Source organism: Anaerolineales bacterium (assembly GCA_030583885.1).
In the GTDB taxonomy this organism is placed as follows: domain Bacteria; phylum Chloroflexota; class Anaerolineae; order Anaerolineales; family Villigracilaceae; genus Villigracilis.
In genome coordinates this window covers 1,467,954-1,485,246 of the sequence record CP129480.1, presented here as the reverse complement: position 1 = coordinate 1,485,246, position 17,293 = coordinate 1,467,954, and the positions used below count along the sequence as shown (strand labels likewise).

At 54.1% G+C, this 17,293-nt stretch carries 16 protein-coding genes; 6 read left to right on the top strand and 10 right to left on the bottom strand.

All coding sequences use genetic code 11. From position 1 onward, the window contains the following. The first annotated feature begins 17 nt into the window (after positions 1-17). Positions 18-704 (top strand): hypothetical protein, encoded by a 687-nt coding sequence (locus QY332_07440; GenBank protein ID WKZ37765.1) that lies wholly within the window; start codon positions 18-20, stop codon positions 702-704. 16 nt (positions 705-720) lie between these two features. On the opposite strand, the gene QY332_07435 is transcribed toward QY332_07440, so the two are convergent. The 5 genes from QY332_07435 to QY332_07415 all read right to left on the bottom strand — a co-directional run bounded on the left by QY332_07435 (position 721) and on the right by QY332_07415 (position 6,486). Continuing rightward, a complete protein-coding gene (locus tag QY332_07435) occupies positions 721-1,863 on the bottom strand; it encodes an AI-2E family transporter (GenBank protein ID WKZ37764.1) in 1,143 nt (380 codons plus the stop codon). Between the two features lie 130 nt (positions 1,864-1,993). Next, on the bottom strand, positions 1,994-2,485 hold the full coding sequence (locus tag QY332_07430; GenBank protein WKZ37763.1) for a hypothetical protein: 492 nt from the start codon (positions 2,483-2,485) through the stop codon (positions 1,994-1,996). A 45-nt stretch (positions 2,486-2,530) separates the two neighbouring features. After that, a complete protein-coding gene (coaD, locus tag QY332_07425) occupies positions 2,531-3,049 on the bottom strand; it encodes a pantetheine-phosphate adenylyltransferase (GenBank protein WKZ37762.1) in 519 nt (172 codons plus the stop codon). A 54-nt stretch (positions 3,050-3,103) separates the two neighbouring features. Then, positions 3,104-5,623: an ATP-dependent DNA helicase RecG gene (recG, locus tag QY332_07420; GenBank protein WKZ37761.1), complete on the bottom strand. Its 2,520-nt coding sequence runs from the start codon at positions 5,621-5,623 to the stop codon at positions 3,104-3,106. Positions 5,624-5,649: 26 nt separating this feature from the next. After that, on the bottom strand, positions 5,650-6,486 hold the full coding sequence (locus tag QY332_07415) for a DegV family protein (GenBank protein ID WKZ37760.1): 837 nt from the start codon (positions 6,484-6,486) through the stop codon (positions 5,650-5,652). Between the two features lie 112 nt (positions 6,487-6,598). On the opposite strand from QY332_07415, the gene QY332_07410 reads away from it, so the two are divergent. Beyond that, on the top strand, positions 6,599-6,928 hold the full coding sequence (locus QY332_07410) for a helix-turn-helix transcriptional regulator (protein ID WKZ37759.1): 330 nt from the start codon (positions 6,599-6,601) through the stop codon (positions 6,926-6,928). A 37-nt stretch (positions 6,929-6,965) separates the two neighbouring features. Further along, positions 6,966-7,991: a hypothetical protein gene (locus QY332_07405; GenBank protein ID WKZ37758.1), complete on the top strand. Its 1,026-nt coding sequence runs from the start codon at positions 6,966-6,968 to the stop codon at positions 7,989-7,991. Positions 7,992-8,199: 208 nt separating this feature from the next. Here QY332_07405 and QY332_07400 read toward each other — a convergent pair whose 3' ends face one another. Together QY332_07400 and QY332_07395 are read right to left on the bottom strand one after the other, a co-directional pair. Next, entirely contained in the window at positions 8,200-9,861 is a 1,662-nt protein-coding gene (locus QY332_07400; GenBank protein WKZ37757.1) for a DAK2 domain-containing protein, read from the bottom strand. A 14-nt stretch (positions 9,862-9,875) separates the two neighbouring features. Then, on the bottom strand, positions 9,876-10,232 hold the full coding sequence (locus QY332_07395; protein ID WKZ37756.1) for an Asp23/Gls24 family envelope stress response protein: 357 nt from the start codon (positions 10,230-10,232) through the stop codon (positions 9,876-9,878). A 187-nt stretch (positions 10,233-10,419) separates the two neighbouring features. On the opposite strand from QY332_07395, the gene rpmB reads away from it, so the two are divergent. Continuing rightward, complete coding sequence (gene rpmB / locus QY332_07390) at positions 10,420-10,605, top strand: 50S ribosomal protein L28 (protein ID WKZ37755.1); 186 nt, start codon at positions 10,420-10,422, stop codon at positions 10,603-10,605. A gap of 110 nt (positions 10,606-10,715) precedes the next feature. Here rpmB and rpe read toward each other — a convergent pair whose 3' ends face one another. The 3 genes from rpe to QY332_07375 form a co-directional block, all read right to left on the bottom strand. After that, the gene (gene rpe, locus QY332_07385; protein WKZ37754.1) at positions 10,716-11,381 is read right to left on the bottom strand and encodes a ribulose-phosphate 3-epimerase; all 666 of its coding nucleotides are present in this window, start codon (positions 11,379-11,381) and stop codon (positions 10,716-10,718) included. A gap of 65 nt (positions 11,382-11,446) precedes the next feature. Then, on the bottom strand, positions 11,447-12,553 hold the full coding sequence (locus QY332_07380) for a protein kinase (protein ID WKZ37753.1): 1,107 nt from the start codon (positions 12,551-12,553) through the stop codon (positions 11,447-11,449). A 123-nt stretch (positions 12,554-12,676) separates the two neighbouring features. After that, positions 12,677-13,714 (bottom strand): EamA family transporter, encoded by a 1,038-nt coding sequence (locus QY332_07375; protein WKZ37752.1) that lies wholly within the window; start codon positions 13,712-13,714, stop codon positions 12,677-12,679. A gap of 398 nt (positions 13,715-14,112) precedes the next feature. Here QY332_07375 and QY332_07370 point away from each other — a divergent pair, with 398 nt between their 5' ends. Together QY332_07370 and QY332_07365 are read left to right on the top strand one after the other, a co-directional pair. Then, on the top strand, positions 14,113-16,455 hold the full coding sequence (locus tag QY332_07370; GenBank protein ID WKZ37751.1) for a DEAD/DEAH box helicase family protein: 2,343 nt from the start codon (positions 14,113-14,115) through the stop codon (positions 16,453-16,455). A 113-nt stretch (positions 16,456-16,568) separates the two neighbouring features. Further along, the gene (locus QY332_07365) at positions 16,569-17,258 is read left to right on the top strand and encodes a hypothetical protein (protein ID WKZ37750.1); all 690 of its coding nucleotides are present in this window, start codon (positions 16,569-16,571) and stop codon (positions 17,256-17,258) included. Positions 17,259-17,293 lie beyond the last annotated feature (35 nt).

Below are 17,293 nucleotides of genomic sequence, written 5' to 3'. Positions count from 1 at the left end.
TACGAAAGGAGTAAACAATGTCCACAAACAGTTTCTTCGCAAAGTTCCTGCGCTTCATCGGCATCCTGCTAATGGGACTGACGGGCGGTTTCACCCTGCTCGGCGGCATCGGCACGACTTGCGCCGCGCTCTTCCCCACCAACTATGAGAGCATGGCAGCACTCGCCCCGTTCCAATGGTTGTACATCCTCTTCGTGCTCTTCGGCATCGTCCTCGGCGTGTGGGGCATCTGGGCAACCATCAAGCTCGTGAAGGGAGCCTCGGATGCCTACAAGATGAGCATGCAGGCGTTGATCGCAGGTACGGTGATCGGCTTCATGCACATCATGGCCTCGCGCGCACTGCGCGGAGCGTCCATGCCGGTGGATGCGGTGGTATACATTACCGTCCTGACGCTGGTCATCTTCCTGCTCTTGCGCATCCCCTTCATCTGGCAGGGCGTGGATTTCACGAAGGGTAAAACAAAAAGCAACCTGCCCGCGGGCGGCGCGGCGGCGATCATGCTTGGCATCCTCACACTGACCATCCAACACACGATGGCAGCCACGCACACGTGGGGCGGTGTGAACTACGCGGATGTGTTCAACATGTCCATGACGATTATTGGGGTTGGGTTACTGCTGGTGGGCACAGGGCTCTTCGTCAGCCTGGCAATGGTTCGGGAACCGGCACGCAGGTTCATGGCCGAAGAAGGAAGCGCCTAAGTAAACAACATCCCCGTCATTTTGGCGGGGATGTCTTCTTTTTCATTTCGCGTTTCGTGCGGATCGGTTTTTCCACCAGCTGGATGATGTCATCCTGCCAGGGTGGTTCGTCACGCAGTTTGGCCTGGATGTACTTCAGCAGCACGCCAATGGTCGCCATGAGGGGAATGATGACGAGCGCACCCAGTATTCCGGACAACGCCAGTGCGCCGATCACGCCAACGAATACCAGCCCGGGATGCAGGCGGAGCGTTTGCCCCATGATCTGTGGACGCAGCCATATATTTTCGACCTGCTGGATAACAAAGAAAATGACACCCACAATGATGGCAAAAATCAAATTAGAAATACTCAAGTAGGACGAGCCGAAGATCAAGGCGATCAGCCCGGCGATCACGCCCGCCACCAGCGGACCGAGCGAGGGGATGAGGTCCAATATGCCTGCAAGAATGCCTATCCCAATCGCGCCTCTTAACCCAACCGCTGACATGGAGATGGCGGTGGAGAGGGTAATTATAAGCACCAGAATCAACTGACCACGCAGAAACGCGCCCCAAATGCGATTCATTTGTGCCAGGAATTTGCGCATATCCTCCTGGTATGCCTGCGGCGCAAGCCCGATCATCCAATTTGACAGGCGCGCACTGTCTTTGAGAAAATAGAATGTTGCCACCAGAATGACAAGCAGCCATGCAAGGTTGGATGTGACTGTGCCCAGCATGTTAAACGCTCCGCTGGATATCTGAAGGATAAAATCCTCCAACAGCTGGTTGAGGTCTTGAGGAATGAGGGCGGGCATTGAAAATGAAAAACCGCCGATGGATATTGTCTGGTTAAAGAACGCCTCAATTTGCTGTTCGATTTCAAGCAGATCGAACGAGAGGTTCAACAACTGGGGAATGACAAACGGGATAATGCTCGAAGGGATGGCGATCGACAATGCAATAAATAACAGGTACACGATCAGGACGGCAGTATTACGCTGCAACCGCCGATGGGCGGCCAGCCTTTCCACCAGCGGGGTAAGGACGAATGCCAGCAGAGCGGAGATAACCAGCGGTCCGATCAATGGGCGCGCAAAGTTGACCGTGGCAATCACCGCCACGATGACCAATAGCAGGACGATATATTTGGTTGGGGTTTGCCATTTCGGGGACATGGGCGGGTTGAACTCTCTCTAAAGATTGGATGCCGGGAAACCTCTCCCAGGATTATACCTAAAGAAAACAGGAAAGAAACATATGGGCATATAAAAAGACATCTCCGTCCAGATGGACGGAGATGTCTTTTTATTTTTCCACACCATCCGCGATGCTGGTGGTTGATGTTTTTCGCATCTGGTCTTCCTGCACCATGCGAATCCCGTTGCCAACCTGGTTGCCTAGTTTGGCGATCTGGTCCTGCAATTGCATGAGCGTGTCGAGGACATAGTTATCGGCGTCGGCACGGGTGGCTTCAGCTTCGGCACGGGCCTGGGCAATGATCTGGTCTGCACGGCGCTGCGCCTCCTGGGCGATCATGTCCTTCTGCATCATCTGGTCGGCCTTATCGCGCGCAAGCTGCAACGTGCGGTTGGCCTCCTCCTGCGCCTGCGCCATGACACGGTCACGCTGGGCAACGACCTGTTGGGCCTTCTTCACTTCTTCAGGGATGGCAATGCGCATCTGGTCGATCAATTCCAACATGCGGTCTTCATCCACGAAGACGCTGTTCGTGAACGGCACGGATTTTGCGTCGTTGAAGAGTTCTTCCAAGCGGTCAATGAGTTGCAGAATGTCCATAGAAAACTCGTAAAATCAAGAGTGTTTCCCTAATTCTAGCACAGATTAATCGCGCAAAGCATTCGGGGGAGATTGCTCTCCCATATTAATCACCTTGCCCTTCAAGGCTTTTTCGACAAACGGCGGGACCATGCTGGAGACATCGCCATTAAGTGTGGCGATCTCGCGCACCGTGGACGATGACAGAAAGGTGTGCTGTTCGGCTGTGATCAGCGCCACGGTCTCCACGGCATCCTTTGCAAGGCGTTGGTTCGCCAGCGCCATGCGGAACTCGAACTCAAAATCGGAAAAAACGCGCAGGCCGCGGACGATGACCTGTGCATCAATGGCGCGGGCGAAATCAATCGTCAGTCCGCTGTAGCCTGTGACCTTGATCTTGGGGTTACCCTTGAAGGCTTCAGACACCAGGGAAATGCGTTCTTCGGGTTCGAACATCAATGATTTCAACGGTTTATCATAGACGGCCATCACAATTTCATCGAATAACTTCGAGGCGCGTGAAGCAATGTCAATATGACCGTAATGGATCGGATCGAAAGTGCCGGGGAATAAGGCTCTAACCATGTTTCTCCAATATCATTGCAGGGGTGCAGCGACGCTGCAGCCCTACAGAATTAATTATGATACATCACTCGAAGTACCCTGCCAGAATCGTTCAAAGGATTCGGCGAGCAGGGCGTGTTCGGGCTGGCTCAATTCTGGGTCGCGCTCAAAAAGGGACTGTGCCTGTTCGCGGGCTTTTTCGATCAGCGCCACGTCCGTGATACTTGCCATCTTCAGGGAAGATGCGTACCCGGCCTGGCGCGTACCCAAAAATTCGCCCGGTCCGCGCAGCTTCAGATCGAGGTCGGCAAGTTCAAAACCATTGTTGGTGGCCGTCATTGCCTGCAGACGGTCATTCTCGGTTGCATCTTCATGCGTGGGAATCAGCAGACAGGTGGATGCCACCGAGCCGCGTCCCACACGCCCGCGCAATTGATGCAACTGCGCCAGGCCAAACCGGTCCGCGCCTTCGATGAGCATCACGGTCGAGTTTGGCACATCCACACCCACTTCGATCACAGTGGTGGAGACGAGGATGTCAAACTCCCTGTCGCGGAATTTCAGCATCACTTCATCTTTTTCGCCGGCTTTCATGCGTCCGTGCAGCAGGCCAAGCCTCAGATCCGGGAACACATCCTTTGAAAGTGTTTCAAAATCATCCACCGCTGCACGGATGTTGATCTTCTCGCTCTCGTCGATCAATGGATAAACGATGAACGCCTGGCTGCCATTCTTCACCTGCGCGTGAATCATCGTGTAGGCGCGTTCGCGTTCCTGCGGACGAAGCACATGGGTCGCTATCGGCTGTCTGCCAGCCGGCATTACATCCATCACCGAAATATCGAGGTCGCCAAACAGGGTCAATGCCAGCGAGCGCGGGATGGGAGTCGCCGTCATCACCAACAGGTGCGGGTTCGTGCCTTTGCTGCGCAGCTCGGCACGCTGCTCCACACCAAAGCGATGTTGTTCATCGATCACGACGAACTGCAGATCCTTGAACCGGACCGGACCTTCGATAACAGCATGCGTACCAATGGCTATCTTGATGGAACCGTCCGCCAATCCCTGACGGATCGCATCTTTCTCACTCTCAGGCGTGCCCCCCACCAACAAACGGATCTCACTCTCCTGCAGGATGCCGGCATCGCCTGTCAGCAGACTGATGAAGTTGCGATAATGCTGTTCCGCCAAAATGGACGTGGGAGCCATGATCGCGGCCTGTGCCTCGTTCGAGACGACCATGCTCGCACCCAATGCCGCAACGACGGTCTTTCCGGAACCGACGTCGCCCTGCAAAAGACGGTTCATGGGTTTGCCGGAGTCCAGGTCCGTGCGAATATCCTCCAGCGTGGTTTGCTGGGCGGATGTCAAAGTGAAGGGCAAGGCCGCCACCCTCGTACCCAGCCACTCGTCCGAGACCGCGAAGCGCCTGCCTTCAGCAGACTGCCAGTCGCGTTTCTGGCGAAGCACACCCATTTGCAGGTAGAAGATTTCGTCAAACGCGAGCCGTTCACGCGCAAGTTTGAGCCGGGCTTGCGAATCCGGGAAATGAGCCTGCGTCAACGCTTCGCCCAGCGAAACGAGACCGGCGGCGCGTTTGATGGCATCGGGAAGCGCGTCCACAACGGCGGGCGCCCAATAGCTGACAACGCTGTTCATTTGATTGCGCAGCCATTTTTGCGTGATGCGTTCGGTGAGCGGATAAATGGGGACGATGCGATTGGTATGCAAATTCTCAACTTCAACCGGCTCCCAATCGGGGCTGTTCATCACGATGCGTCCAAGATACTGGTCGATTTTTCCAGAGACGGAAACCGCATCGCCCTGTTTGAAACGGTTCATCAACCAGGGCTGGTTGAAAAATGAAATGCGAAGCGAGCCTGTTCCATCGCTGATGATGACTTCGATGATATTCTGCCGGCCGCCGCGGATCGGGCGGTTATGCACGCTTTGGATCGTGCCGATCACCGTGACCACATCGTTATACATCAACGATTGGATCGGCTTGAGCTGGCTGTAATCCTCATATCGGCGCGGGAAGTAGTACAACATGTCGCCCAGTGTTTGCATTCCCAGCCTGGTCAAAGACTCGGCATTCTTCGGCCCCACGCCTTGCAGGACGGTCAACGCGGCGTTGAGCGCGGCAGGAGTCTGGCTGTGCCTTGCGCCCGCCACCGATTCAGACCGCGGCGCGGGATTCGGTCTTTGTTTATGTTGGGATTGCTGGCGCGGCGGATTTTGCTGGGGAGCGGATGCGGGTGCTTCCACGCTTTGACTCGCTCCCGTCTCGCTTCGCTGCGGACGGGGAGGCTGGGCCTGCCCCTTCGGCTTTTGCCCAGCCTCGGGGTAGGTTTCACCGATGCGCTTCCACAGTCCCTTGAGCGATTCCGCCCGTCCATCCGGGCTGATTTTTTCATAGGAGCGCAAACGCGCCACAACAGCCTGGATCACCTCTTCCGTGATCCCGTCTGCGCGGGCTTCGCCCTCCCAATAATCCAGCATGCTGGCAAGTCCGCCTATGACGGCGGTATTTTGATATTTGTTTTCGTGTTCGAGGCGAAAGAATTTGCGAAGTTTTTCCAGGGATGGTTGCATATGGTCAATTTTATCATGGGCAGAGGTTACTTCCTTACAACCGCAAAGCCGATGCCGTTCGGACCGAGATGCGTGCCGATCACGGCGGTCACGTTCACGAACAGGATATCCCTCGGCACGGACATGCGCACGGTTTTCATCAACTCATTCAGCAAGTCCCTTGCACGCGGCTCGGCATTGGTGTGCAGGATGGCAAGGCGCTCCATCTCCCCGATCTCAAGCAATAAATTCAACATACGTTCGTCGGCCTGTTTGTTCGTGCGCACCGCACCGATGGGTTTCGCCTCGCCATCCTGCAACTCGACCATCGGTTTGATGGACATCAATCCGCCCAGATTTGCCACCAGGCCGGGGACACGTCCGCTGCGCTTAAGATATTCCATCGTATCCAAGGCGGCAAAGACCTGTACTCTTTTCCTTGTGGATTCAATCGCCTCCAGCGCGGACTTCAAGCCGGGTTCTGCTTCTTCGGCCGCCGCGAGCACTTGAAAGCCCAATCCCATCGAAAGCGAGCCGCTGTCCACGCAGGTGACCTTGCCGGGGAATTCCTGTGCCGCCTGGCGTGCCGCATTGATGATGGTCGTCAATTTTGCGGCGGCGTGAATGGAAAGGATATGGTCACAGCCTGAGTCGAGCAGGGTCTGATAGGGCGTGAGGAAATCTCCGATAGACGGGGCGGCAGTTGTCGGCGGAGTGCGAAGCGCGGGCAGGCGGCTGTAAAAGTCCTCGCGGGTGATGTCGATCCCGTCCTTGTATTCCTTTCCCTCCAAAACGAGGATGGAAGGGACGACTTGAATTTCATACTGTTCGAGGAGATAGACGGGCAGGTCGGAGGTCGAGTCTGTGACGATTCCCAGTTTCATGGGCGAAGTTTAACACGATTCGGGTGACAAGCATCTCCGGGGTGACTGTCACCTGATACTTCCCCCTTGACATACTGTAGACTGCACAGTATAATGCGGTAAAGGTTGAGATATGGCAAACACAGAATCGCTCGAAAATGTTGTCCTGGAACTGAGGCGCGGGGTGATCGTGCTTGCGGCGCTCAGCCAGTTGGGAACCGAACAGTACGGTTACTCCCTGCTGAAGCAGCTCTCCGACCTGGGCCTGGAAGTGGATCAGGGGACGTTGTATCCGCTTCTCCGCCGGTTGGAGGCGCAGGGAGTGCTGGAATCGGTCTGGAAACTGGAAGAGTCGCGCCCGCGCCGCTACTACGTCATCAGTGCGGAGGGGAAGAAACTCCTGCCGAAACTGAAAAAAGAATGGGCTGGGATCGTGTCCGTGATGGACAGGATGCTGGCGTAAGAACAAGATGCTGGCGTAAGAACAAAAGGAGAATGAAATGAAATTAATAGATCGTTACGTGACCGAAGTCGGCAAAAACCTGCCGCTGGTGAAGGGACGCAAGGATATGGAAAACGAATTGCGCTCGACGCTGGAGGATATGCTCGAAGACCGCGCCCAAAAAGCGGGGCGGCCCGCCGATGAGGCGATGGAGATCGAACTGCTCAAGGAATACGGCGCGCCACAAACCGTCGCGCAGACGTATAACCCGCATCCCTATTTGATCGGACCGCGCCTGTTCCCATTCTTTGTGACGGTGCTGAAGATCGTCATCAGCGTTGTGACCATCGTCCTGCTGGTGCTGACGGGCATCAAAGTTGCCGCCATCGCACCCTCCATGGCAGGGCCGGAGTTCGTGAAGGCAATTTGGGATGGGTTGACAGGCATCGTCTCCGCCGCCATCGTCGCATTCGGACACATCGTGCTGGTCTTCGCCATCCTCGAACGATATGTACCCGCCTCCGAATTCAAGATGGATGAGGAAAAGGAATGGGATCCCGCCTCCCTGAAGAAGGAACCCGAATCGGACGAAGTGAAGATCTGGGAGCCGATCTTTGCGATCGTGTTCACCTTCATCGCGATCAGCATCTTCAACTTCAACCCGCAGTGGCTTGTCATCCCCCTCATTGTTGACGAGAACGTCACCCTCATCCCCGCCCTGACGGATGCGTTCTTCCGCTGGCTTCCATGGATCAACGCCGGCTGGGTGGCGGAGATCATCCTCAATGGCATGCTGATCCGCACCGGACGCTGGAACCTCCCCACCCGGCTGGTCTCCATCGGCATCAAGATCTTCCAGGCTGTGATCCTCTACTTCCTCTTTACAGGTCCCTCCATTCTGGCAGTCAACGCAGAAACCCTGCAGGCCACTGGTATCTTCGAAGCAGATGCGGCTCAAAAACTCGGCGAGCTTGCGCAGAACGGCATCCGCATCGTGCTCGGACTGGCCATCTTCGGCACGCTGATCGAGATCGTGAAGAGCATCTACAAGTTGATCACGCAGAGGGGTTCCACAGGCGAGTAAATATGGAGCCAGCTGGCTGGCGAAAAAACGGGCGCAATGTGCGCCCGTTTTTGATTCATCCATGTCGTTGTGAGTGCCGTCGGTTGAGCAGGACGAAGTCCATATCGAAACCAGGCACGAAGCAAGCTGCTCCTGGCGGCTGGATTGCCTACCACTGCGTGGCACACGTCGTCGCGGCACTCCGTGCCATTCCTCTCAATGACATGGATTACTCAATCGAAATAATGAACTGATAGTGCGGCTGTCCACCCTCCTGCAATTCCACTTCGAGCATGGGATATTTCTCGCGGATATCATCCGCAACATGATTGGCTTCCGCGTGGGTCATGCCTTCGCCATAGAACAGTGTGACGATCTCATGCCCGGCGGCTTCCGCTTTTTCGAGCAGGTCCATCACGCCCTGCTCGACCGACTCGGCCGAGACAACCAGTTTACCGTCCAACAACGCAATGACCTGGCCATCTTTAACCGTCACACCGTCAATTTCCACCGAGCGGGTGGCGACGGTGATCTCGCCGGTCTTGACAGCGCTCATGGCGCGGTTCATCTTTTTTGCGGTATCCTCCACATCCCCATCCGGCATGTAGGACAACATCGCGGCAAGTCCCTGCGGGACGGTGCGGGTCGGAACGACCTGCACGTTCTTCACGGTCACTTCCTTTGCCTGGTTCGCCGCCATGATGATATTTTTATTATTCGGCAGAATGATCACCTTGTCGGTCGGCAGGTTTTCGAACGCCGCCAAAATATCCTGCGTAGACGGGTTCATCGTCTGCCCGCCAGCCACCACCGCCGCAACCCCCAGGCTGGCAAAGATCTTGCTTAAGCCCTGTCCCGGTGAAACGACCACCACCGCAATATTGCCAGGCTCGACGGGCGTAAATTTGATCTGCGCGCTTTTTTGGATGTCATCCATCTGCGCCAGCAGGTTTTCGATGGCCACCTTCGTCACCGTGCCAATGCCCATGATGTAGTCGATCGGCGTATAACGATTTTCCGTCGGCACATGGATGTGCATGCGATACATCCCCTCGCCTTCGCCCACCTGAATGGATGTGCCCATCTCCTCGAGTTTTCCGTAGAACGACCCCAAATCCAGTTCGCCGGTCGGCACGAAGTCCACCACCACTTCGTAATCCTGTCCCTCCTCCACTTCCTCCAGCGCGCCCTGCAAATTCATCGCAGACATCGGCTGTACGCTCATCGTCGGCGTTTCCAGCGACTCGCCGTACACGTGCCGCAGCATGCCTTCCAGGATAAAGAACAGGCCCTTCCCACCCGAATCCACCACACCCGCCTGTTTTAAGACCGGGAGCAGATCGGGGGTCTTCTTGACCGCTTCATCCGCCGCCCTGACCGCAATCTCCAGGATTTCGATCGGATCCTTTGCGGACCCGAGGGCTGCTTCTGTTGCAAGAGCAATTTCCTTAATGACAGTCAGGATCGTCCCCTCCACCGGGCGGACAACGCCCTTGTACGCCGTGTCGCGCGCCTCGCCCAGCGCTTTGACGAATGTTTCCTTATCGAGCACGGCCTTCTCATGCACGCCGCGCGAAAAACCGCGCAGGATCTGACTGGTGATCACACCTGAATTCCCGCGCGCACCCATCAAGGCACCCTTGGAAACCGCCGCCGCCATCTCACCAAGATTGCGCGTGCCCAGATCCTTTATTTCATTCCACGCCGATTGCAGGGTCAGGGTCATGTTCGTGCCGGTGTCGCCGTCGGGGACGGGGAACACATTCAAAGAGTTGACGATTTGCTGGTTGGTGCGGAGCCAGGTCAAGCCTGCGTCCATGAGACGTTTCATGGCAGGCCCGTCAATGGGCCGCCTGCGAAGTTTTTCGACACGTGCGGTATCAATAGCCATGAGTCGCTGGTCTCCTAATCCGTGTCGCTGATGCGCAGACCCGCGATATGCACATTGACTGAATTGATCCGCAAGCCCAGCGCCTTTTCCACATGGAAGCGCACGGTATTCGCCACACTCTCGGCAACCGAGGTGATGCGCGTGCCGTATTCGACGATAATGTTAAGATCAATATGGATCTCGCCGTCCTTGTAATGGACGGATATGCCGCGGGAAGGCTCGCGTGTGATCTGCGAAACAATCCCGTCTGCAAGGTTTTTCGGCGCAAGCCCAACCACGCCGTACGATTCGAGAGTGGCACGATACGCAATCGTCGCCACCGCATTCGGCGAGATATGGATCCCGCCCAAAGATGTAGTTTCTTCGCCCATGGGTTCCTCATCCTTTAAGGTCTCGGAAGGCTGCCACCCTCCGTACAAGCTCCCAGACCTGGTTTGTGTTTTCCTGTTCCTATTTTAACAGCTTAACTTGAAGTTGGTTGCGTTGTATGGTAAAATGCCCTGCCCTCAAAAAGGGGCAATTGGTCTGGAATCATTGTACGGAAAGGAATCTCTTCAAATGGCTAAGTGCAATCACTGCGGCAAGGCAACCACCTTCGGACATAACCGTTCCTTCTCCCAGCACGCCACCAACCGCAAGTTCAAACCCAACTTGCAAAAGGTCTCCGTGATGGAAAAGGGTCGTATGGTCAGGAAAACGCTGTGCGCCAAGTGCATCAAGACGCTCGGCAAATCTGCGACATAGGTTCGTTCCTCCATTCGCATCAAGGGTCACGGCGCATTTCGCGCCGTGATTTTTGTTTTAATGTCAAGTCCCATCCCCAACCCTGCCCCAAAAGGGGAAGGGAGCACAGATTATGAAGATGCAATCTCTCTTAAAATCCGCACCCCTGCCGCGGCTCCGCGCGGGTGTTTGAATACGGCACTGCCAGCCACGAATGCGTTTGCACCGGCGTTTTTCATCCATGGCAGGGTTTCCATATTGATACCCCCATCCACTTCGAGATGCGCGTTGGAACGAAGCGCGTTCAGTTTGTTCCGAATTTCCTCCACCTTGCCGATCATCGCGGGCATGAATGTTTGACCCGAGTAGCCGGGGTTCACGCTCATGACCAGGACCAGGTCAGCCAATGGAAGCGCCGCATCCAATGCCGAGGCGGGTGTGGCCGGGTGTAACGTGATGCCCGCCGTACAGCCAAGTGACTTGATCCTTTTTACAACGCTGCCCAGATCGGGACAGGTCTCAACGTGGACGGTGATATTCCCCGCCCCCGCTTTTGCAAACTCTTCAAGATGTTTTTCGGGCTCCGAGATCATCAGATGCACGTCCAATGGAAGTTTGGATGCGCGTTTGCAGGCTTCCATAAAGAGCGGACCGACGGTGATGGTCGGCACAAAGTGCCCGTCCATCACATCCACATGGAGCCAGTCTGCGCCGGCAGATTCGCAGGCGCGAACCTCTTCGGCAAGGCGGGTGAAGTCCGAGGCAATGATGGAGGGGGCGAGGATGAATTGATTCATAGGATGGGTTCGAAAAACAACGCCGCGAATATATGCCCGGATATGGGTGCGGCGTCGCAGGGAGGTCACCGAACCGGGGGATTGTAGGTCAGGTAGATCATCAACCAGAATGGGATCAGTCCGCCGACCGCCAGCACGGCAAGCAAGCCAAGGCCGACGGAGACCCAGTCGATGTCCTCGGCGGGGGACTCGCTCTCCGCAGCAAAAGCAGGCGCGGGTTGGGGATGAGGCGTCTGTTGGGGAGGAAAATCCTGCACGGGTGCAGGTTGAGGCGCAAGCCGCCCGGCAACTTCAGGATTCAATGTGATCACAGACGGGGAGGTGGAGAGCGGCGCCGGTTTTGGGTCGGGCTGGGTTCCAAATTTCAACAGGACGCGCCCGAGCTGATCGGCGGTGCGATACCGCGCGGAGGGTTCCTTGGAAATCACCTTCATGATGATCTCTTCGAGCGTGGAGGGGATGTCCGGGATATATTCGCGGATGGGAACGGGGCGCGCGGAAATGTGCAAACGCGCAAGTTCATCGGCGGAGGAGGCGGTGAAGGGCGGCGTGCCGCTCAGCACTTCATACAGCACAACGCCAAGCGAATAGACATCCGAGGCGGGCGTGGGCGCTTCCCCTGCGGCCTGTTCGGGAGCAAAGTAAAGCGGCGATCCCCAGACAACATCCGTGCGCTCTGTGGGGGCGATGGTGGCGAGGGCGCGCGCAATGCCAAAGTCGGTCACTTTGAGGCGGCCGTCCGGGGCAACCAGCATGTTATGCGGCTTGACATCACAGTGGACGAGTCCGGCGCGATGGGCATACCCGATACCCGCGCAGGCCTGTGTGAGCAGCGGAATTCCGTCCTGCACGGTGAAGCGTCCGCGTTCGCGGATAAGTTGTTTCAAGTCCTTGCCGGGGATATATTCCATGACGATGTAGAGCAGGTGATCGGCAAAACCGAAATCATGCACGGTGACGATGTTCGGGTGCGAAAGGTTGGCGGCGGCGCGCGCCTCCAGGCGAAACTGGCTCTGAAACCCCTCGTTGTCCGAATAATCCTCGCGCAGGACCTTGATGGCAACGTAGCGGTCGAGCACCACGTCGCGCGCGCGGTAGACCTCCGCCATGCCCCCGGAGCCGAGCCTTTCCAGCAGTTGATAACGGTCGTTGAGCAGTGTGCCTTCGGTCATTGTGGGGGGATTATATCGTAATTCACAAAGCGCAATTCGCATTTCTGAGGTTCGGACTTAAAGCCCGGCGCACCGGGCAAAAAAACTTGCAAGCGGCTGCCACACGCCCGCAGGCATCCCCTTTTAGTGGTCATGCCTGTGCTGCAAATCAGGAAAATGATCATGACCATGATGCAGTTTCCCATGCGAATGAATATGGATATGCGACGCTTCTTTGGCTGGATTTCCATGCTCATGAAAATGATGGCCGTCCGTGTGCGTATGGAGATGAATGTGTTGAATCACCATGTGGGAATGAGCATGAGTATGCCCCCTGACATTTGAAAAAACAACACCTATGGATAACAAAACAAACGACGCTAAGGTTGTCCAATTTACTGGTTCTGCCAGAAATATAGCAGCTCCAGTGATCCCCCAAAGCGGCGAAGCGCTAAACAATATCTGTCCGCGCGTTGCCCCTATGATCTGTGAGGCTGAAACATAAAGAACAATACTAATGCCGTACGATACCATTCCCAGAAGAACCGCCAGCGCCGCCTGGCTCTGCAGCAAATCTGACGGGTTGGAAAACACAACGGCAAGGACAACATTGACCGTGCCGCCCACCAACCCCTTAATGAACGTCGTTGCCTGCGACGAGATGCCATCCACGGTAGCAGTCAAATGATTATCCAATCCCCAAAAAATACAGGCAATCATGACAAATATTCCCGCCTTCAAACCGGTCACATCTTCATTAAGGGAGATGAGTATCCCCGACAATATGGTAAACAAAACACCCAACAGCGCGTATCTTGATAAATGTTCCTTAAAAAACAGCACACCCAACAGCGCAGTGGCTACAAGTTCGAAATTCAACCAGATGGAAACCGATGTTGAATTTGCGTTATTTAAGCCAGCCAATAAAAACAGGGGACCCAATATACCGCCGAACGTGATTATTCCCAGTAATTTCAGACCATTATTTTTCAGCAAAGCCGGGCGAAAATCCGCCCTGAAATTTTTGACCATATACGGCAGGAACACCAGCGCCGCGCCGAAATACAACAACCCCGCCAACATATAACCGCTTAAAGAATCCAAAAGTAATTTGCTTACAGGAGTTGCTATTCCAAACGATAGTCCGGCAAATAGTCCAAACAAAACCGCTTTTTTCTGCATTCTTATCCTCAAATGAAATCGAGCATTGCCCTGTCCGCAATTATATCCTGCGGGAGGCGGGACAGGGCCGCGAAGCATCCTGCACCCAGGGCAAGATATGGGGGGTGCTTCCATACACACGGGGAAACCTGCCTTCGTACATCCTATGCACATCCTTCGTACTTCCTTCGTAGATGCTTCGTAAGGGCTACCGCCAGCGGTGGGGGTATGCGGCGGATGTCACCTCTCGTTCGCAGGATGCAAAAATCGGTTTGTCACTCTGGCAAAATTTGATTTGCAGGGCGCACATTCAGCCTTGGGAGCGGCCCATCCAAGGAAAGAAGGCTCAGGCAGCTGAAACAGGCCAAGCCATGAAAAGCAGGTCGGGTATACTTGGAGAAATTAAATGGGGTTGCCCCATGCCAACAGAAGCCGATACCTGTAGAACGTATATTGTCCCCAAATTACATACATCTGGTTGGGAGGATGAATACATCTCCGAGCAGATGGTGTTGACGCCCGGGCGTATCGTGCCCATCGGTGACAGGCACACACGCAAGGAAGGCTTGCGCCCTGATTACACCTTGTTCATTCGGCAAAATATTCCCATCGCGGTTGTGGAAGCGAAAGCGGAATACGCCCACCCCGCCAAAGGTTTACAGCAAGCCATTCAATATGCAGAAATGATGGGGCTGAAATTTGCGTATTCAAGCAATGGCAAGGGAATTGTAGAACATGATTTTATTACGGGGATGGAACGTGATTTGGACTCGTTTCCGTCGCCTGATGAATTATGGGGAAGACTCAAAGGTACCTTCAAGTTTGAAGATGAAAAAGATGAGACTGATGCATTGTCTCAATATTGGGAAGAAGTGGGCGGGAAGTCGCCGCGTTACTACCAGCAGGTTGCCATTAACAAGACTGTAAATGCCGTTCTGGAGGGGCAAAACCGCATTCTGCTCACAATGGCAACAGGAACAGGCAAGACCTTTGTTGCGTTTCAAATCGTCTGGCGGTTGTGGAAATCGAAGCGCAGGAAACGCATTTTATATCTGGCAGACCGCAATGTCTTGATAGACCAGGCCAAAGACCATACTTTCTCCCCAATGGGACAGGCGTTGCACAAGATAAAAGGCAGGGCAACCAAGAGCCGCGAAGTTTACTTTTCGTTATATCAGGCTTTGGCAAACCCCATTACGGGCAACAATCTTTACGAACAGTATCCCAAGGACTTCTTTGATTTGATCATTGTGGACGAGTGTCATCGGGGCTCTGCCAACGAAGAAGGCAGTTGGCGCAAGATTTTGGATTACTTCGACTCGGCAACGCAAATTGGCATGACTGCCACGCCCAAGCGAGATGATAACGTAGATACGTATAATTATTTCGGCGACCCGATATACACGTATAGCCTGAAACAAGGCATTGACGATGGCTTTCTTGCTCCCTATCGGGTGTATCGTGTCATCCCCGATGTGGATGCGAGCGGACTTCAGATTGACCCCGGCGTGTTGGATCGCTTTGGGCGTGAAATCCCACCTGATTTGTACGGGACAAAAGATTTTGAGCGACTTATATCTTTGCTTTCCCGCACAGAAGTTGTCGCAAGGCATTTGACGGAATATCTCAAACGAACCAATCGCTTTGATAAAACGATTGTCTTCTGTGTTGACCAGGAACACGCATTGGACATGCGCAAGGCGTTGAACAACTTGAATGCCGACTTGTCGAAAATTCACGTGCATTATGTTGCGCGGGTGGTAAGCGACGAACAGGCAGTCGGTCGCGGACATTTGGATAACTTTCAGGACCCTGAGAAGGAAGTGCCTGTTATTCTCACCACGTCGCAGATGTTGACCACGGGTGTGGATGCTCCCACCTGTCGCAATATTGTTTTGTTCAAGCCAATCAATTCGATGATTGATTTCAAGCAAATTATTGGGCGCGGGACGCGGGTTTCGGAAGAGCATAACAAATTCTGGTTCACGATCATTGACTATGTGGGTGCGACGCAGTTGTTCTATGACCCTGCCTTTGACGGCGACCCTGTGCGGGTGATGAAATCCGAGATTGACAAAGACGGCAATGAGACAAAGATCGAAGATAGCGAAGAAGGGACACTGGAGCCTGAGGTCGAGAATAAGGAAGAAGAGGCTGTTCGAGAAATTCAAATGCGTCTTGGCGAACTGCCGCGCAAGTATTATCTCGATAATGTGCAGGTCTACATCGCGGGCGAGCAGGCCTTTGAACTTGACCCTGAAGGGAATGTACTCAAGACGGTTCAATTCACGGATTATGTAACTGAGAATATCCGCCGCTTGAATTTGACAGCAGAGCATTTGAAGCAGAGTTGGTCGAAGGCGGAACAACGGATAGAGATTTTGAACCAATTACGCGCCCGCGGCATTGACCCTGACCACCTTGCGCATGTCGTGCATCAGGAAGATGCTGATGCACTCGATTTGCTGTTGCATGTGGCATATAACGCTCCGCTGGTAACGCGCCGTGAACGGGCTGAGATGTTGCGCCAGAAGAAGGCTAATTTCTTTAATACGTTTACGCCCGCGGCAAGGGAGATTTTGGAAACCCTGCTGGAGAAGTATGCGGATTATGGGGTTGGCGAGTTTGACCAGTTGCCGCGCGTGTTGCAAGTCTCGCCGTTTGACCGCTATGGCTCGACCTACGAGATTTACCAGTTATTCGGCGGGGCGGAGAAGATGCTGCAGGCGGTGGATGAGTTGCAGAAGTTTTTGTATGAATGATTCCAAAAAGACCCTAAGGGTTTCGTCTGCAATCAGTCGTCTTGTCGAGCAAGGGAACTTTGCAAGTTGAAACGAAGGTTAGTTGAGAAAACCCTTAGGGTCTAAAACAAGATATGACCAGCCCTGCCCCACTTCTTTATGACACTTACTATCACATCTACAATCGCGGTGTGAATGGCGAGAATATATTTATTGAGGAACGAAATTACGATCTGTTCTTGAAGCTTTTCGAGAGACACATCACGCCTGTTTGCGATTTGTTTGCCTATTCCCTGTTGAGAAACCATTTTCATGTTTCGGTTAGGACAAAATCTGAAAACGAGATATTAGAGACCCTAAGGGTTTCTTTCGAGAACAGTGATCAGGATGGGCAAGTGACTCTTCCAAACGAGAAAGTAAGTCGGGCGAGAAAACCCTTAGGGTCTGAAGGTTTAGGGTCGAAATATATAAGCGACCAGTTTTCCAATTTCTTCAATGCCTATGCCAAGACAATCAATAAGGCGTATGGAAGGACGGGAAGTTTATTCCAGCATCCTTTTGGGCGGGTGCCGATTACGAGTGACAGGCAGTTTTGGAATGTGATTGCGTACATTCACCAAAACCCGCAGAAGCATAAGTTTGTAGCAGATTTTCGGGACTGGAAGTATTCGTCGTATGGGATAATATTGACGGATAAGCGCACAATCATCAACCGCGATGAAGTAATGAAATGGTTTGGGACAAGGGATGAGTATCTATCACTCCACAATGAATGGGTGACAGATGCCCAGGCGAAGTGGTTTGCGGAAGATGATTTTGATTGAAATCTAATATAAAGACCCTAAGGGTTTTGCCCCCT

What these genes read in the sequence shown, in the direction of transcription:
- QY332_07435 (WKZ37764.1), bottom strand. Translation starts at nt 1,863, where the DNA reads ATGTCCCCGAAATGGCAAACCCCAACCAAATATATCGTCCTGCTATTG.
- QY332_07415 (WKZ37760.1), bottom strand. Translation starts at nt 6,486, where the DNA reads ATGAAACTGGGAATCGTCACAGACTCGACCTCCGACCTGCCCGTCTAT.
- QY332_07380 (WKZ37753.1), bottom strand. Translation starts at nt 12,553, where the DNA reads ATGACCGAAGGCACACTGCTCAACGACCGTTATCAACTGCTGGAAAGG.
- QY332_07405 (WKZ37758.1), top strand. Translation starts at nt 6,966, where the DNA reads ATGAAATTAATAGATCGTTACGTGACCGAAGTCGGCAAAAACCTGCCG.
- coaD (WKZ37762.1), bottom strand. Translation starts at nt 3,049, where the DNA reads ATGGTTAGAGCCTTATTCCCCGGCACTTTCGATCCGATCCATTACGGT.
- rpmB (WKZ37755.1), top strand. Translation starts at nt 10,420, where the DNA reads ATGGCTAAGTGCAATCACTGCGGCAAGGCAACCACCTTCGGACATAAC.
- QY332_07375 (WKZ37752.1), bottom strand. Translation starts at nt 13,714, where the DNA reads ATGCAGAAAAAAGCGGTTTTGTTTGGACTATTTGCCGGACTATCGTTT.
- QY332_07365 (WKZ37750.1), top strand. Translation starts at nt 16,569, where the DNA reads ATGACCAGCCCTGCCCCACTTCTTTATGACACTTACTATCACATCTAC.
- rpe (WKZ37754.1), bottom strand. Translation starts at nt 11,381, where the DNA reads ATGAATCAATTCATCCTCGCCCCCTCCATCATTGCCTCGGACTTCACC.
- QY332_07410 (WKZ37759.1), top strand. Translation starts at nt 6,599, where the DNA reads ATGGCAAACACAGAATCGCTCGAAAATGTTGTCCTGGAACTGAGGCGC.
- QY332_07440 (WKZ37765.1), top strand. Translation starts at nt 18, where the DNA reads ATGTCCACAAACAGTTTCTTCGCAAAGTTCCTGCGCTTCATCGGCATC.
- QY332_07370 (WKZ37751.1), top strand. Translation starts at nt 14,113, where the DNA reads ATGCCAACAGAAGCCGATACCTGTAGAACGTATATTGTCCCCAAATTA.
- QY332_07400 (WKZ37757.1), bottom strand. Translation starts at nt 9,861, where the DNA reads ATGGCTATTGATACCGCACGTGTCGAAAAACTTCGCAGGCGGCCCATT.
- recG (WKZ37761.1), bottom strand. Translation starts at nt 5,623, where the DNA reads ATGCAACCATCCCTGGAAAAACTTCGCAAATTCTTTCGCCTCGAACAC.
- QY332_07395 (WKZ37756.1), bottom strand. Translation starts at nt 10,232, where the DNA reads ATGGGCGAAGAAACTACATCTTTGGGCGGGATCCATATCTCGCCGAAT.
- QY332_07430 (WKZ37763.1), bottom strand. Translation starts at nt 2,485, where the DNA reads ATGGACATTCTGCAACTCATTGACCGCTTGGAAGAACTCTTCAACGAC.